This window comes from Saccharibacillus alkalitolerans (genome assembly GCF_011090185.1).
GTDB lineage: Bacteria > Bacillota > Bacilli > Paenibacillales > Paenibacillaceae > Saccharibacillus > Saccharibacillus alkalitolerans.
The window spans coordinates 31,207-48,283 of record NZ_JAAFGS010000013.1; the positions used below are offsets into that span (position 1 = coordinate 31,207).

Sequence of the window (17,077 nt, forward strand, 5' to 3'; positions counted from 1 at the left end):
TTCAATGACCAAAGCATCGGTAATCGTCAACGCCGACGTGGCGCTGGGCAAGATCGACCGCAACATTTACGGACAGTTCGCCGAGCATCTGGGACGCTGCATTTACGAAGGCATGTGGGTCGGCGAAGACTCGGAAATGCCTAACGTGGACGGCATCCGCAAGGACGTGCTGGAAGCGCTGAAAAATCTCAGCATTCCGGTGCTGCGCTGGCCGGGAGGCTGTTTTGCCGACGAGTATCATTGGAAAGACGGCGTAGGCCCGCGCGAAGGCCGCAAACGGATGGTCAACACGCACTGGGGCGGCGTCGTGGAGAACAATCATTTCGGCACGCACGAGTTCTTCCGGCTGTGCGAGCTGCTGGAGACGGAGCCTTATATCTGCGGCAACGTGGGCAGCGGCAGCGTGCAGGAGATGAGCGAATGGATCGAATACATGACGTTCGACGGCGAATCCCCGATGGCGAAATGGCGGCAGGAGAACGGACAGGAGAAACCGTGGAAACTGAAATATTTCGGCGTCGGCAACGAGAACTGGGGCTGCGGCGGCAATATGCGCGCGGAGTATTATGCCGACGAATACCGCCGCTATCAGACGTATTCGCGCAATTACGGCGATAACAAGCTGTTCAAGATCGCGGGCGGACCGAACGTCGACGACTACCATTGGACCGAAGTACTGATGCGCGAAGCCGGCCGGCATATGGACGGGCTCAGCCTGCACTATTACACGATGGAAGGCAGCTGGGAAGAGAAGAAACCGGCGCTCGGCTTCGACGAAGCCGGATGGTTCGAAGTGATGAAGAAATCGCTGCATATGGACGAGCTGATCACCCGCCACACGACGATCATGGACAAATACGATCCGGAGAAAAGAGTGGCGCTGATCGTCGACGAATGGGGCACCTGGTTCTTGAGTGAGCCGGGCACCAACCCGGGCTTCCTGTACCAGCAGAACTCGCTGCGCGACGCGCTGGTCGCGGGCCTGCATCTGCATATTTTCCACAAGCATCACGAACGGGTGAAAATGACGAACATCGCGCAGATGGTCAACGTGCTGCAGGCGATGATTCTGACCGAAGGCGACAAGATGCTGCTGACGCCGACGTATCACGTGTTCGAGATGTTCAAGGTGCACCAGGACGCCGACGTGCTGCAGATGGCCGTGGAAACGCCGGATTACGAGCTGAACGGCGAAACGCTGCCGCAGGTGAGCGTATCGGCATCCAGAAAAGACGGCGCCGTGCATATCAGCTTGTGCAACATCAGCACGACGGAAGGCGCGGACGTGAAGCTTGATCTGCGCGGCATCGGAGCGGAAGGCGGCGTCAGCGGACGCGTGCTGACTTCCGGCGACATGCAGGCGCATAACACGTTCGAACAGCCGGACACGATCGCTCCGCAGGCGTTCGACGGTTTCGAACGCGGCGAGAACGGCGCTTTGTCCGTAACGCTGCCGCCGATGTCGGTAACGGTGCTGACGATCAAGGGTTAAGAACGGAATCTCAAGGACGGCCGGAATGCTCCGGCCGTCCTTTTTGCGTAGGCGGACGAAGCGCCGACAAGCAAGCGGTAATTCCTGTCTCCTTCCGGGTAAACATTTAGGCAGGTGCCTTTTTATAAACGGATGCGCATAACGAAGCGTCCGACACGGACGGCGGAGAAAGGGGTTCTTTTATGACACGGCGCGATTTGTGGAAAGAAAAAGTCGTCTATCAAATTTTCCCCTGCAGCTTTCAGGATTCGAACGGGGACGGGAACGGCGATCTGCGGGGGATCGTGTCCCGGCTGGACTATATCCGGTCGATCGGAGCGGATACGATCTGGATCTGCCCCGTCTACCGTTCCCCGCTCGAGGATCAGGGCTACGACGTCAGCGACCAGCGCGAAATCGGCGAGATATTCGGCACGATGCAGGATTGGGAAGAACTGCTCGAGGAGACGCATAAGCGCGGCATGGAACTGTGGATGGACCTGGTGCTGAACCACACCTCGGCCGAGCATCGTTGGTTCAAGCGCTCCCGTTCCTCGAAAGACGATCCGTTTCGCGATTATTATATCTGGCGCCAAGGCAAGGAGGACGGATCTCCGCCGAACAACTGGACGTCCTATCTCGGCGGCAGCGCATGGACGTACGACGAGGCTACGGGCGAATATTATCTGCATCTGTACAGCGAGACGCAGCCCGACCTGAATTGGGACAATCCCAAGGTGCGCGAAGAAATCCAAGGCCTGATCCGCTACTGGTTGGACAAAGGCGTCGACGGGTTCCGATTGGACGCGATCAACGTCGTCTCCAAAGAAAGCGAACTGCCCGACAGCATGGAGAAAAAGGTCCAGGGCAGCGGATACAAACATTTCAAAAACGGACCGAAAGTGCATGAATACTTGAGGGAGCTGAACGAAAAAGGCTTTTCGCACAAGGAGGGCACGATTACGGTCGGCGAAACGTCGATGGTCTCGATGGATGACGTCAAGCGCTACACCGCTCCCGAACGGCGGGAGCTGAGCATGATCTTCATGATGGAATCTCCCGATATCGGCAGCGATCCGGACGATTCGTTCAAGTCCCGCGATTGGAAGCTGAGCGAGCTGAAGGAGATCATAACGCGCTGGGAGAAGGAGCTGAAAGATCAAGGCTGGTTCGGCCTGTTCGGCAGCAACCACGACCGGCCGCGCCTGGTGTCGCAGTTCGGCGACGACGGCCGCTACCGCGTGGAATCCGCGAAGCTGCTGGCGACGCTGGTGCATACGCTGTGGGGCACGCCGTTCATCTACCAGGGGGAAGAGATCGGCATGACCAATTATCCGTTCGAGTCGGTCGACCGGCTCGAAGACCAGGAAGCTGTTCACTATTATCGGTCGCAGACGGAAAAAGGCGAAGATCCCGCAGAAGTCGAGCGGCGCGTGCTGGCGGGAACCCGCGACCATGCGCGCACCCCGATGCAGTGGAGCGCCGGGCCCAACGCCGGATTCAGCGAGGGCAAGCCCTGGATGCCGGTCAATCCGAATTACCGAGAGATCAACGTCGAAGCGGAAGAGAAAAATCCGGACTCGGTGCTCAACTACTACCGGAAGCTGATCGAGATCCGCCGGGAGCATGCGAACGTCGTCGTGCACGGCGAGTACGCGCCCGTGCTGGAGGAGCATGAGCAGGTGCTGGCCTATGTGCGCCGATGCTCCGCCAGCCAGGGGCTGGTCCTGCTGAACCTCTCGGACCGGGAGGCGGAGTTCGAGCTTACCGGGGAAATCTGCGGCTGCCTGGACACGGCGCGGCGGCTGCTCGGCAACTACCCGGCCGACGGACACGGGATTCCGGCGAAGCTGCGGCCGTACGAAGCGATCGTCTTCGGCGGGCTGAAGCCCATGCCGGAAAAGTAAGCGATCCGGATAGCGGGCTGCCGGGTCGGTCGCTCGGTCGGGAGCGTCCGGGGCCCGGGGTTCCGAACGCCGGCCGTTTTTTTGGAAAACCCGCCGGTAAAGATGTTGCCGCGCCCGAATTAATGATATAATTAGCATCGGAATTCAGGAGATAAGCTCTGAGGAGGCGTTCAACCATGGCAAAGGTATTGGTTTTCGGTCATAAGAATCCGGATACGGACACGATCACTTCGGCGATCGCGTACGCGGAATTGAAAAAGCAGCTCGGCGTCGACGCGGAAGCGGTCCGTCTGGGCGAAGTGAACGGCGAAACGGCGTACGCGCTGAAGCACTTCGGCGTCGAAGCTCCGCGTCTGGTGGAGACGGTGGCGGACCAGTCGGAAGGCGTTATTCTGGTCGACCATAACGAACGTCAGCAGAGCGCGTCGGATATCGAGCAGGCGCATGTGCTGGAAGTCATCGACCATCACCGCATCGCCAACTTCGAGACGGCTCACCCGCTGTATTACCGCGCGGAGCCGGTCGGCTGCACGGCGACCATCCTGAACAAACTGTACAAGGAAAACGGCGTGGAGATCCGCAAAGAAATAGCCGGCCTGATGGTCTCCGCGATCGTGTCGGACTCCCTGCTGTTCAAGTCGCCGACCTGCACGGAGCAGGATGTGGCGGCTGCCAAGGAACTGGCGGAAATCGCGGGCGTGGATCTCGACAAGTACGGTCTCGACATGCTCAAAGCCGGCGCGGACCTGAGCGGCAAAACGGCGCAGGATTTGATCTCCATCGACGCGAAAGAGTTCACGATGGGCGGAAACAAAGTCGAAATCGCGCAGATCAACGCGGTCGACGTGAACGAAGTGCTGGAGCAGCAGGCCGACCTGGAAGCGGCGTTGAAAGACAAGATCGTCGATAAGGGCCTCGATCTGTTCGTTCTGGCGATCACGGACATCCTCAACAACGATTCCGTCGCGATCGTGCTCGGCAGCAAGGCCGACGCGGTCGAACGCGCTTACGGCGTGACGCTCGAAGGCAACAAAGCGCTGCTGAAGGGCGTCGTTTCCCGCAAATCGCAGATCGTTCCGGTGCTGACGAAAGCTTTCGAAGAAGCATAACACCGTCGCCGAGGCATTCGCTGCCTCGGGCGGCCGAGATAACCGGCTCTCCGTTCGGAGGGCCGGTTTTTTTGCGTGCCGCGGCCCGATTCGCGCACGACGAATCGTCCGCCGGGCCTTTTGTTCTTTTCCCCCGTCGCCTCATCCACTATACTTGATACAGAACATACACAGGGACGAGGCCGAATCCCGAAGGGGCGGCCGCCGAATGAACGAATCGAGGGGATGCATGTGCTGGGATTTGAACGCCGAGAGAGAATTATCGAATTTTTGCGACGGGACCAGAAAGTGTTCGTCGCCGCTCTGAGCTCGCTGTTCGAGGTGACGGAGGAGACGATCCGCCGCGACCTGGAGAAGCTGGAGAAGGAAGGCATCGTGACGAGGACTTACGGCGGAGCGGTGCTTAACGTGCATACGAACGAAGATCTGTCCTACCAGACGCGCCACACGACCAACCTGCCGGAAAAGAACGATATCGCCCGCAAGCTGGCCCGGCTCGTATCCGACGGCGATACGCTCATGGCCGATCCGAGCTCGACGGTCTTCGAGGCTCTGCGGGAGCTGGGCGGGACGAAGAAGAATCTGACCGTCATTACGAATTCCAGCATTATTTTCGCGGAATACGCCAAGCTGGGGCATACCGTCATTTCGACCGGGGGCACGCTGCGCCCGCATTCCAATTCCCTGGTCGGGGCGGTCGCCAACGAGACGGTATCGAAGTATGTCGTCGACACGGCGTTGTTCAGCTGCAAAGGACTGTCCGCCGAATACGGCGTGACCGACTCGAACGAACCGGAGAGCGAGCTGAAAAAGCGAATGCTGAAGCAGGCGCGCAAAACGGTACTGCTGGCCGATCATACGAAGTTCGACAAAGTGGCGTTCGTGAAGCTGTTCGATTTCGGCGCCGTCGATTACCTGGTCACCGACCGCCGGCCCTCCGACGAATGGATGGAGCGTCTGGAAAAGAGCGGAGTCGAAGTTATCTGCTGATCGTTTTCGGGAATGTATTGAAGGGGACATAAGCGGTGCGACGAACGGGCAGCGGACGTTCGCCGCGCGGCGGCAAAAAGGCCGGCCGGGTCGTCGCAAGACGCCGGGCGGCCTTTTGATGCAGCGGGAACGAGCGGGAGATGCGGGGGCTTCGCGCGTATATCCCGCGGAGCCGCAGCCGCCTTTCGTTCAGGAGCTCAGATCGCTGCAGACATGGATCTCTTCCGCCGGGACCGGCTTGCCGTAGTAAAAGCCCTGGGCGACGAAGCACCGCAGGTCGCGCAGCAGCGCGACCTGTTCTTCGTACTCGATGCCTTCGGCGACGATGCGCAGCTCGAGCTGACGGGCCATGGTCAGAATCATCTCGACGATCGCCCGGCTGTTCTCGTTCGTCGTAATGTCTTTGATGAACGAACGGTCGATTTTCAGGCAGTCGATCGGCAGCAGATGCATATAGCTGAGCGAGCTGTACCCGGTGCCGAAATCGTCCAGGCTGATCGCGATGCCCGCCTGCTTGAAGCGGCTCAAGATAGCGATGACCTGTTCTTCGTTGTGCATCATCGCGCTCTCGGTCACTTCCAATTCCAGCAGGCGATGGTCGATCATCCGTTCTTCAAGCGTGGACAGAACGCTCTCCACGATGTCGGTCTGCATCAAATGGATCTGCGAAATATTGACGGCGACCGGAATCTGAGGGCGGCCTTCGCGGGCCCAGGCTTGAATCTGGCGGCAGGCCGTGCGCAGCACCCAGCGCTCCAGCGGCACGATCAGCCCCGACTCTTCGGCGACGGGAATGAACTTGAGCGGCGGAACCATGCCGAGAGCCGGATGCTTCCAGCGGACGAGCGCTTCGACGCCGACCAGCTCGCCCGTACGCGTATCTACCTTCGGCTGGTAGAACAGAACAAGCTGATCCTGCTCGATCGCCGCCTGCAGATCCCGCTCCAGAATCAGACGCTCCTGATTTTCCTGCGCCCGGCTGTGATCGAAGAGCGAGAAACGTCCGCCGCCCCGGCTTTTTGCGTCGAACCGGGCAAGGTCGGCATGATTAAACAGCGTCTCGCCGTCGATTCCGTCTTCGGGAAAGCGGGCGATGCCGATGCTTGCCGTCAAGCCGATCATCTGCTGGCCGACCTGGAACGGCAGCGAGAACTCGCGGACGATTGCTTGCGCCGCTTGAAGGGGATCAAGTCCCGAATCCAGCACGGCAATGAACTCGTCCGCCGTCGAGCGGGACAGTACCGTGCCGGCGGGCAGCGCATTTTGCAGCTTGAGGGCCGAATGCCGGATGACCCGGTCGCCGAACTCGTGACCGAACAGATCGTTAATCTTTTTGAAGCGGTCAAAATCGACGAAGAACAAATAAAAAGGCAGGTCCTTTTTTCCGCTCGCCAGGTTGTCGACGTATTCGCGCATGTATTTGCGGTTGGTCAGATCGGTCAATTCGTCGTAATAAGCAAGATGCCGAATCTTTTCCTGGTTTTTCTTGCTCTCCGTAATGTTTTTGGCGATACTGTAAGCGCCGGTAAAGCGCCCTTCGATCAGGATCGGCAGGGAGGTCAGAATCAGATTGACCGGTTCGCGGCTTCCGATTTGAAGCGTCACTTCGATTTCGTCGGAAGCGCCGCCCAGGACCTTTTCGTAGTGTTGAAGAATTTTATCCTGTTGGTCCGTCGACGTCCACTCGGTAATCATATGGAGCCCCGCCCCTTCGGGAATCCGGGATACCATATCTCGGGCGCGGCCGTTCATGTCGAAAATGCGGCCGCCGTCGTCGAGCGCGAATACGGCGTCGGGATTATAGTCGAACAGCGACATATAATGCATTTCTTTCTCGTGAAGCTCCCGGTATTTTTTCTCGGCATCTTCTTCCCGGTACCGATCCGTCAAGATCATCAGGCCTACGGCAACCGTAAACAATAAAATATAGGGAGCCAGACGGTCGGAAATGCCCGGCACGAGACTGTCGATATCGGCCGGCATGGCGGACAGGGTCATGACGGCGGGGATGATGGTCGTGGCCGCGGCCGAAAAGAGCAGCCCGGCGGGCGGGAAGCGTTCGAAGATGCGTCCGGTTCGACGCGTCACGAGCAGCGCCAGGCGGACCAGCGAGAACAGCGCCGAAAAGAGTCCGATGGCGGCCGTCAATATCACTTCCGCCCGCAGGTCGACACGCCCGAACAGCAGATACACGTTCGAATAATTGAACAAGATAATCAGAACGGTCAGTACGGCGGCGCTGCTCGTGAAGTGCAGCGCGCCTTTCCACCCTCCCGAATCGCCCGTCAGCCGAAGCGCCAGCATGCAGAGCAGGAGACCCGCGGCTGAGGGGAACAGCAGATACAGAAATTCATAAGCAACGAACTCCCCGGGAAGAACGGCCAGCGTGCCGAACAGGACTGTCCCTCCGAAGCAGAGACCCATGAGCGCAAGGCGCGGAATCCGGGCGGGAGAAAGCAGCTCGCGCAGGGAACGGACGCCTCCGGACGTCAGAAGGGGAATCATCAGACAGGCGATGACCGAACAGAGCAGTCCGGCTGCGGCAAAGTATTCATTTATCAGGATCGCTTTGGAGTAGTGGGTCATCGTTATTCAGCTCGCTTTATCACAAGTTATTGACCGTTTTTTGTTTCGTGAAGCGGAGGACAGGCTTCTTATCTATATATCGACGGCAAGCAGGCTAATAAGTAGATCGAAAGACATAAAAGTTTAAGTATATTCGACCAAATTCGACAATCAAAAAAATTTTGGATTCGAAAAAAATAAATGTATACTATTGGTAAATGATGCGCGCAGAAGACCGGAGAAAGAATCCGGGCGTCCAAGCGGAATATGCGGCAGAACGAGGAGAAATGGGATGAACAAGCAGCCGGAACGGGAAAGCACGGTCTTCGAACGAATTTATGAGCAGTCTCCGGTCGGAATCGCCGCTTTGGCGGCGCATGACGGACGTCTGCTATACGCGAACGCCAAGTTCGGACGCATCCTCGGCTTCCGGGCGGAGGAATTGGTCGGGATCGGCTTTATGCAGCTGCTGCGGGACGGAGCCGCTGCGGGAGAGAAGCCGATCGACGCGGAGCTTCGCGAAATGATCGGCAATCCGGAGCAGGCGCGCGAATTCGAGTGCCGCTGCCGCCGCAAGGACGGAAGCCATGTCTGGGTATCTTTTCATATGGCCGGATTGGAGACGGAAGGGGAAGAAGACCGGCGCATTATCGTGCACGCGCTCGACGTGACGACGGAGCATCAGGATCGCGAGAGGCTGCTGGAGAACAGCGATGCTTATAAAGCGCTCATGGAGAGCACCAGGGAGCTGGTGACGCAGAGTACGATGGACGGTCGGCTGCTGTACGTGTCGCCTTCGGTAAAGTCGCTGCTCGGCTATTCGCGGGAAGAAATGGTAGGCCGCCACCGGAAAGAATTCTACCATTCCGACGATATCGAGGCTATGGCGAATTTATCGCTGAAAGACGCGCAGGGGCAAATTTTTATGCGCCGGATTCGGCATAAGGACGGACGTTATTTCTGGTTCGAAACGATGTTCCGAATTATTCCCGGACGGATCGGCGAAGCGGACACGATTATGGGAATAGGCCGTGAGGTCTCTACCCGCAAGATGTACGAGGACATGCTCGACGAAATTCAGCGAATCGCCCATATCGGCTCGTGGGAATGGAACCTGCTCGAAGAGAAGCTCCATTATTCGGAAGAGACGATACGGATTTTCGGATATGAAGTGCGGCAGGACGAGAGCTACCCGCATTCGCTGCTGCGGATTATCCACCCCGCCGATCGCCGTGCCGTCGAGGAATACGTGGAGCGCCTTCTTCAGGGAAAAGCCGAGCCTTTCGTCACTTACCGGGTCATCCTGGCCGACCGGACCGTCAAGACGATTCAGGTAAGGCACGAGCTGTGGCGAGGACCCGAAGGAAGGCCGCTGCGCCTCGTCGGAATGGTGCAGGATATTACCCAACAGGTGACGATCGAACGTCTCATCCGGGAAAGCGAGCAGCGGTACAAATCGCTGTTCGATTATAACCCGTCGGGCGTGTACGCTTACGATCTGGAGGGACGCTACGTAACGGTCAATGCCAGCCAGGAGATGTTGACGGGCTACCGGGAAGAGGAACTGATCGGCATTCCGATCGCCGAATTGGCGTCGCCGGAGCATCGGGGCCGCGTCCAATCGGGCTTCGAGAGCGTCAAGCGCGGCGAAGCGCAGACGGACGAGGTCTGCCTGGTCCGCAAAGACGGCAGCCTGATCGACGTAAGCGTCACGAACACGCCGATCATCGTCGACGGACGCATCGTCGGCGCCTACGGAATTGCCAGCGACATCACGGAGCGGAAGCGGCATCTGAAGCAAATCGAGAAGCTGAGTTACGAACATACGCTGATTCTTAACTCCGTGTCCGAAGGCATCTTCGGAACCGATCTCGAAGGCGGGCTCGTCTTCATCAATCCGGCGGGCGCGGAAATGTTGGGCTGCCGGCCGAACGACGCCGTGAACAAGCTCAACCTGTACGGGATTCAGCAGGCGAGCCCGGACGGCCTTCAGTACGACCCCGACGATTCGCCGCTCATGCGGGCGCTGCGGACCGGGGAGCCGCATCAGGCCAACGAGTCCGTGTTCTGGCGCGAAGACGGTTCGAGCTTTCTCGTTTCCTACCGGGTGACGCCGCTGTACGATCAGGGCGAGCGCAAAGGGGCGGTTGTGGTCTTTACGGACATAACCGGAGAAAAGGAAATTATCCGCGCCAAAGAATCGGCGGAGCGCGCCGATCAAGCCAAGTCCGAGTTCCTGGCGATCATGAGCCACGAACTGCGTACGCCGATGAACGGCGTGATCGGGATGACGACGCTGCTGTCGGAGACGGAGTTGGACGAGTCGCAGCGCTCGTACGTGGACATCATCGCCCAGAGCAGCGAAGGGCTGATGCATATCCTGAACGAAATTTTGGATTTCAGCAAGATCGAAGCCGGGAAAATGACGCTGAACGAAGAGCCGATGCAGGTTCGCCGCGTGTTGGACCAGGCGGTCGACCTGTTTTCGTCCCGGGCGGCGGAAAAAGGGCTGGAGCTGACGGTCGAAGTCGCGCCGTCCGTGCCCGAAGTGCTGATCGGCGATCCCGCCAAGTTCCGACAAGTGCTGGTCAACCTGATCAGCAACGCGATCAAGTTTACCGAGGAAGGCGGCGTGGCGGTCACGATCGAGCCGGGCTTTTTCCACCAGCCGAACGCGCTGACGCTGGAGGTGTCGGTGCGGGATACGGGAATCGGCATCGCGCCGGACAAGCTGGGGCTGCTGTTCCAGTCCTTTTCCCAGATCGACCCGTCGATCAACCGCAAGTACGGCGGCACCGGGCTGGGTCTGGCCATCTGCAAAAAGCTGGTCGAACTGATGAACGGCTTCATCGGCGTCCAGAGCCGGGAGGGCGAAGGATCGAGCTTTCACTTCACGCTCCCGCTGAACGTTCCGGAGGAAGAACTGCCGGGAGTGCTCGGAGGAAGCGGAGAGCTTATTCCGAATCCGGCCGCTTCCGTACGCGAAGCGCGCGAGGGGTACTCGTTCGTCGCGCCCGAAGGAACGCTGAGCGTGCTAGTCGCCGAAGATCATTCGGTGAATCGCCGCTTGCTGGCGGAGATGCTGGTCAGATTCGGCTGCGTCTGCGATGTGGTGAAAAGCGGGCAGGAAGCGGTCGAGGCGGCCGCAAGCCGCCGTTACGATCTGATCTTCCTCGACGCGCGAATGCCGGAAATGGACGGACTGGAGGCCGCCGCGCGCATCCGCGAACTGCCGGGAGGCGAAGAGCCGGTCATCGTGGCGGTGACGGCTTTCGCGGACCGCGAAAACCGGGAGCAGTACCGGGAGGCGGGAATACAGGACTTTATCAGCAAACCGCTGTTTGCGTCGGAGGTCGAATCGCTGGTCGAGAAATGGAAGCGGAGAATCGCCCGGCTCGGCATCTGAGTATAGATAACGCATATAGACACCGTGCGGCCGGGCCGCTCCGATAAGCCTTTCGAGGATCGGGGCGGCCCTTGCGCTTTTACGGGAAGAAGCAAGAATAAACTTTTGCGTCGGCGTCGCCGTCTTCCTTGATTGTGGGTAATAATGCTTAATCCATAACCTGTAAGAGGAGGAAGGCCCGTTGAAGAAAAAGCTGCTGATTACCGGGGCGTCCGGCAAGGTCGGCTGGAGTCTCACCAAAAGGCTGCGGGAGACCGGCCGGTACGAGATTGCCGCGACCGATCTGGAGGCGGACGAGGCGAAAGAAATCGCCGCGCTGGACATGACGGATGCGGAGCAGGTCCGCAGAGCGGCGCGGGGCGTCGATACCGTTCTGCATATCGGTTGGGCCGAGGACGAAGAGGACTTTTTGGGCAAAGTGCTGCCCGTCAACGTGACGGGCGCTTATCATATTTACGAGGCGGCGAGGGAAGCCGGCGTGCGCCGGGTCGTGTTCGCGAGCTCCAATCACGCGACCGGCTTCTATTCGTCCGAAGAATCGGTAGGACCGGAAGACCCTTACCGGCCGGACAGCTTCTACGGACTGAGCAAGTGCTATATCGAGCTGCTGGGTCGGTTATACGCCGACAAGCACGGTCTCTCCTCGTTCAACGTCCGGATCGGCAACTACCCGGGCGACCGACCGCCCGCTTCCGAGAGAGCGATGAAAATCTGGATCTCGGAGCGGGATCTGGCTTCCCTGTTCGTCTGCTGCATCGAAGCGGACCCTTCCATCGACTTTCTGAGCTTATACGGCACTTCCGCCAATTTGGAAAATTATTACGATATCGGCTATTTGAAAGAATTGATCGGCTACGTGCCGCAGGACGACGCGGCCGAACTCCGCGAAGAGGCGGAGAGGCTGTACGGCGGATTGAAGAACGACGATACGCCGCTTCAGGGCGGCGGATATGCGAGCCGCTAACGGCGAGACAAGGGGGAGAGCAGGATGATGCATTGCGTACAATGCGGTACGGAACTGCCGGAGGGCAGCCGTTTTTGCATCAGCTGCGGCGTAAGGCAGCCCGAAGCGGCGGCCGAAAAAGCCGCCGAACACTCGCCGGAACCGCCGTGTCGATCCGGAGAACCGGGATCGGCGGTTCCGGCGGCCGAACCGTTCACGGCCGGAACGGACGGCGCTTCCGGCGACGCGTCCGCCGGCGGCATGCGGCCGGATACGCGAAGCGTGCCGGCATCCGAACTTCCGCCCGTCGTCGAACCGATCGCCGTGCGGCTGACGAAGGCCGGCGGCGAAGCGGCCTCCGAAGCGCCGGGCGGGGAAAGGCAAAGCCCGGAGGAAGAATCGCCGCCTCGGATGCGGCCCGTCGCCGCCGGGAGCCGGGAAGCCCGTTTTGCTCCCCCGCCGCCGGAGCCGCACGGCGATCGCCGTGTCCTGCGCGGGGAAGAGCGCCCCGACCGCCGGACGTCTTCGGGCGGCCGCGGCGCGAGCGTGTGGCTCGTTCCGCCGCTGCTGGCTCTCTTCACGGCCGGAGCGCTTCTCTGGCAGGTGAATGTCGAGCGGGGCATCAGCGCCGAAGCCTCGGGCATCCAGCGCACGGCGGCCGACGCGGCGCTCGGCGGCAACTACGAAATTGCCGAGGCGAAGCTCGGCGAGGCGCTGGAGAAGCGTCCGGGCGATCCCGGCATCCGGAGCGACCTGCAGGCGGTGCGGACCATTCGCCGCCTTGAAGACCGGCTTGCCGAGGCGCAGCGGCTGTTGAGCGGAGCGGATGCTTCCGGCGCGGCGGTCGTTCTGGACGAGGTTCAGGGGCAACTGACCGGCCTGCAGGGCCGGGCTTACGATCGTCTGCGCGATCGTCTGGACCGTCTGCGCGAACAATTAGAGCTTGCCGGTCTTCGTACCGAAGCGGAAGGGGCGCAGACGCTGGACGAACTTGCCGGTCTGATGAAGACCGCTTCCGCTTCCCCCGCCCCGGACAAGGGACCGGTCGTGGAACTGATCAGCGACCGCATCGTGAAGGTGGGCGGCGACGAGGCGGAACAAGCCATCGCCAGCGGAAGCTATTACGAGGCGGCCGCCGTCGTCGACGAAGCCCGAAGCTATGTGCCGGAGGCGGAGCGGTTGATTGAGCTGGAGAAGCGGATCTCGTCGCTCGCTTCCGAAGGAGGATCCGATTCTTCCGGCCTGGTCTATCTCTCGGGCGCCGAACTGGCGGCGGGAACGGGCGAACTGCGTATGGAAGGCTTCGAGCGGCAGCTTGAGGACGAAGGGCTTGTCTTCTCGGGCCGTCTTACAAACGCGTCTTCGGCACCGATGTACGATCTGCTGATCGAGTTTCGGGCTTACGACGCGAACGGTTCTTTCCTGGGCGAAGAGTGGACGGAACTTCAGCCGACCGATCTGAAGCCGGGCGGCCAAGCTTCGTTCACGGACAAGGTGGCGTCCGCGGAAGAAGGAGCAATCGTCATTATCGACTCCGTCAGTTGGTACAGGGAGTAGGGGGGGACGCGTTGAAAAAGCAAACGTTAATCAGCGTAATCGTCAGCGCCGCCGTGCTGCTCGCCGGCTCCGCCGGCTCTTATGCCATCCATCGAAGTTATTCCGTACACGGCGGCGAAGGCCCGCTGCTGGCGGAAGTTTCCACCGGCGGCGCCAAGACCGCTTCGAGGGAGCCCGGAAGCTTGCCCGTATCGGGCGGAAGCGGGGCGGGCGGCACGGGGAAAGACGCTTCCGGCAGCTCTCCCGAAAAAGCCGCGCCGAACGGAGAAAGTACGGGCGGCGAACCGTCCTCCGAAGAGCGGACGCTAAAAGACATCATTTCCTCCGTCGGCGAGAAGGTCGTGATGATCGAGACGTCCGACGGGTCGATCGGCTCGGGCTTTTTGTACAACGACCGCGGCGACATTCTGACCAACGCCCACGTCGTGTCCGGCTTCAAGGATGTGACCGTCACGACGTCCGGGTCCGAAGACATGGAGGGCACGGTGATCGGCATCGGCGAAGAGACCGACGTGGCCGTCGTCCGGGTGGCCGGCCTGGAGGGAGTAGAACCGCTGGAAATGAAACTCGATGCGGAAGCGGAGATCGGCGACGAAGTGCTGGCGCTGGGCAGTCCGCTCGGTCTGCAAAATACGGTAACGACGGGTATCGTCAGCGGCGTCGATCGGACTTTCGACATCGCGCCTTATTATTATGAAGGGTTGTACCAGATTTCGGCCCCGATCGCGCCCGGCAACAGCGGAGGACCGCTCGTCGATCGCGCGACGGGACGGGTGCTGGGGATCAACTCGGCCGTAACGGACGAAGGGGGCATCGGGTTCAGCATCCCGGTCGTCAGCATCGTCGACGCGGCGCGGGAGTGGTCGAAGAAGCCGATGGACGTGCTGCCGGATCCGGATTACGGCTATGATGCGTTCGGCAATCCGGAAGGCGGCGATGCGGAAGCGTACGGCGACGACTACGCGTACGGCGACGACGACTACGGCGGTGCGACCGAGCTGGAATATGCGGCAGAGGACGTACTGTACGCCTTTTACGATGCGGTGTCCTTGAAAGACTACCGGAGCGCTTACGGGCTGCTGGGCGAAAAGTGGAAGAACAGGCAGGCCTATGAGAAATTCGCGGGCGGTTATAAGGACACGCTGGGCGTCTACCTCGATTACTGCGTCGGCGTCGAGAACGCGGACGGCACCGTCAGCGTGTACGTGTCGATTACGGCCGACGAGCGCAGCGAAGAAGGAGCCGCGGCCGAGGTGTACGATCTGGTGTATCAGGTCGGGTACGAAGAAGGAGCAGCTTCGGACACGCTCAAAATTCTAAGCGGCAAATCGCAGTACGAGTAAGAACGAATCGTCCGGGCCTTTTTGGCGAAAAACAAGGGTGCGAAGAAAAGCGACAACCGAGGAGGCGTAACCATGGCAAATATCGAGCAGAAAGAAAACGGCTTCGTCATGATCGAAGACGGACAGGAGGTCGGGAAAGTCACGTACATGCCCAGCGAGGATGGCGTCCTGATGATCGACCATACCTTTGTGGCGGAGTCCATGCGCGGGCGCAAAGCCGGCGAGCAGCTGGTGGAACGCGTGGTGGAGCTGGCGCGGGAAAAGGGAGCGAAAATCGATCCGGTCTGTCCGTTTGCCGCCGCCTTGTTCGAACGCAAGGAAGCGTATGCGGATGTGTGGCAGAAAGATTAAGTCGGTCGAGATCCGGCGGTATCCGCGTTCGAAGGAAAGCCGAAGCAAGTCCCGAAGCCGCGTCCCTGCGGTGCTTCGGGACTTTTTTTGCGCATGCGCCAGGCAGTGACGAAATGTTCACAATTTAAATTGCGAACAATGTTGACATTGTATTTTTAATAGAATACAATTATATTGTAAGCAATTGAAATGCGGTTTTAACCGCCTACATTCAAAAGCGAAAAGGAGAGTATTCAAATGAGCGCATTGTACACCGCAACAGCAACGGCAGTAGGGGGACGCGACGGCAAGGTCACTTCTTCGGACGGGATCATCGATATCAGCCTGAAAACGCCGAAGGGTCTTGGCGGTCCCGGCGGCGACGGAACGAACCCGGAACAGCTCTTCGCGGCCGGCTACTCGGCCTGCTTCGACAGCGCGCTGAACATGGTAATCCGCATGCAGCGCATGAAAGAAGTCACGGGCACCAGCGTTACGGGCGACGTGTCGATTCTTAAAGATACGGCCGACAACGGCTTCAAGCTTGAAGTGACGCTGAACGTCAGCATCCAAGGGGTAGACGCGGAAACGGCCCATAAGCTGGTGGAAGCGGCTCACCAAGTATGCCCTTACTCCAAAGCGACCCGCGGCAACATTGATGTGACTTTGAATATCGTCTAAGCTTATTTCATACCAGGCGCTCGCGCGCCGAAGCCGAACGGCGGAGCTCCGAGCTGTACGGAGCCGGCCGCCGCCGGACACAGGAAGCGGGGGACCCTATCGTTCCGGCCCCGCGGGAGGGCGACGCATGAGACAGAACATTCTTTCTTATCAAGCATACACCCAGTGGGAGACCGGCATCCGGTCTCCCGCTTCCGCATGCGGTCCTGCGGCCATTGCCGGACTAGTACGCTACTGGGAAGAACGTCTGCCGAAAAGGGAAGGCTCTTCTTTCGCTCCTCTGCCGGCCGACCCGGCCCAAGCGGTCAACGAGATGTATAGGGCCTGCGGCGGAACGCCGCTCGGGATGAGCGCCCCCGTGCTCGCGCTGGGGCTGCGCCGGCAGCTGAACGCGAGGCTGCGCGGGCTCGGGCTGACGGCACGGGCATCGACGCCGCGTCTAAAAAGCTTCGAAGCTTATCGACGCGAGATCGACGAAGGCCGTCCGGTCGCGGTCAAATTCGACAAATGGTTCTCGCTCCGCTGGCTCGAACGCCCGGCGTTCGACTATCATTGGACGGTCGGATGCGGCTACCGGATCGAGGACGACGGAACGCAGCTGCTGATCGTCCACGATGCGGGTACCCGCTTCAAGGACGGAACGTATACCGAGAGCCGCGAACGGCGAATCGAATACGCGCCGCATCGGGCCGTACTGACCCTGGTGGCCCTTCGCGCCTGTGCGGACAGGCTTTATGAATAGATGGACGAAAAGCCCCTCCCGAGCCGGGAGGGG

Annotated in this window: 12 protein-coding genes; 11 read left to right on the forward strand and 1 reads right to left on the reverse strand. The window is 60.0% G+C overall.

Annotated elements, in window-relative coordinates; translation table 11 throughout:
- The first annotated feature begins 4 nt into the window (after positions 1 to 4).
- The 4 genes from GYN08_RS22205 (at position 5) to GYN08_RS22220 (ending at position 5,477) form a co-directional block, all read left to right on the forward strand.
- Entirely contained in the window at positions 5 to 1,492 is a 1,488-nt protein-coding gene (locus tag GYN08_RS22205; protein WP_166279505.1) for an alpha-N-arabinofuranosidase, read from the forward strand.
- A gap of 182 nt (positions 1,493 to 1,674) precedes the next feature.
- The gene (locus GYN08_RS22210) at positions 1,675 to 3,378 is read left to right on the forward strand and encodes a glycoside hydrolase family 13 protein (protein WP_166279508.1); all 1,704 of its coding nucleotides are present in this window, start codon (positions 1,675 to 1,677) and stop codon (positions 3,376 to 3,378) included.
- Positions 3,379 to 3,554: 176 nt separating this feature from the next.
- Complete coding sequence (locus GYN08_RS22215; protein ID WP_166279511.1) at positions 3,555 to 4,487, forward strand: manganese-dependent inorganic pyrophosphatase; 933 nt, start codon at positions 3,555 to 3,557, stop codon at positions 4,485 to 4,487.
- 231 nt (positions 4,488 to 4,718) lie between these two features.
- The gene (locus GYN08_RS22220) at positions 4,719 to 5,477 is read left to right on the forward strand and encodes a DeoR/GlpR family DNA-binding transcription regulator (protein WP_166279514.1); all 759 of its coding nucleotides are present in this window, start codon (positions 4,719 to 4,721) and stop codon (positions 5,475 to 5,477) included.
- Between the two features lie 189 nt (positions 5,478 to 5,666).
- On the opposite strand, the gene GYN08_RS22225 is transcribed toward GYN08_RS22220, so the two are convergent.
- Positions 5,667 to 8,063: a putative bifunctional diguanylate cyclase/phosphodiesterase gene (locus GYN08_RS22225; protein ID WP_166279517.1), complete on the reverse strand. Its 2,397-nt coding sequence runs from the start codon at positions 8,061 to 8,063 to the stop codon at positions 5,667 to 5,669.
- Positions 8,064 to 8,334: 271 nt separating this feature from the next.
- Between GYN08_RS22225 and GYN08_RS22230 the strand changes: the two genes are divergently transcribed.
- The 7 genes from GYN08_RS22230 (at position 8,335) to GYN08_RS22260 (ending at position 17,044) form a co-directional block, all read left to right on the forward strand.
- A complete protein-coding gene (locus GYN08_RS22230; protein ID WP_166279520.1) occupies positions 8,335 to 11,448 on the forward strand; it encodes a PAS domain S-box protein in 3,114 nt (1,037 codons plus the stop codon).
- 181 nt (positions 11,449 to 11,629) lie between these two features.
- The gene (locus GYN08_RS22235) at positions 11,630 to 12,412 is read left to right on the forward strand and encodes an NAD-dependent epimerase/dehydratase family protein (RefSeq protein WP_166279523.1); all 783 of its coding nucleotides are present in this window, start codon (positions 11,630 to 11,632) and stop codon (positions 12,410 to 12,412) included.
- Positions 12,413 to 12,436: 24 nt separating this feature from the next.
- Positions 12,437 to 13,948, forward strand: a complete 1,512-nt coding sequence (locus GYN08_RS22240) for an FxLYD domain-containing protein (RefSeq protein ID WP_166279526.1) — start codon at positions 12,437 to 12,439, stop codon at positions 13,946 to 13,948.
- An 11-nt stretch (positions 13,949 to 13,959) separates the two neighbouring features.
- Entirely contained in the window at positions 13,960 to 15,291 is a 1,332-nt protein-coding gene (locus tag GYN08_RS22245; RefSeq protein WP_166279529.1) for a S1C family serine protease, read from the forward strand.
- Between the two features lie 72 nt (positions 15,292 to 15,363).
- Positions 15,364 to 15,642, forward strand: a complete 279-nt coding sequence (locus GYN08_RS22250) for a GNAT family N-acetyltransferase (protein WP_166279532.1) — start codon at positions 15,364 to 15,366, stop codon at positions 15,640 to 15,642.
- A gap of 237 nt (positions 15,643 to 15,879) precedes the next feature.
- Positions 15,880 to 16,302, forward strand: a complete 423-nt coding sequence (locus GYN08_RS22255; RefSeq protein ID WP_166279535.1) for an organic hydroperoxide resistance protein — start codon at positions 15,880 to 15,882, stop codon at positions 16,300 to 16,302.
- Between the two features lie 127 nt (positions 16,303 to 16,429).
- On the forward strand, positions 16,430 to 17,044 hold the full coding sequence (locus GYN08_RS22260) for a C39 family peptidase (protein WP_166279538.1): 615 nt from the start codon (positions 16,430 to 16,432) through the stop codon (positions 17,042 to 17,044).
- Positions 17,045 to 17,077: the final 33 nt, after the last annotated feature.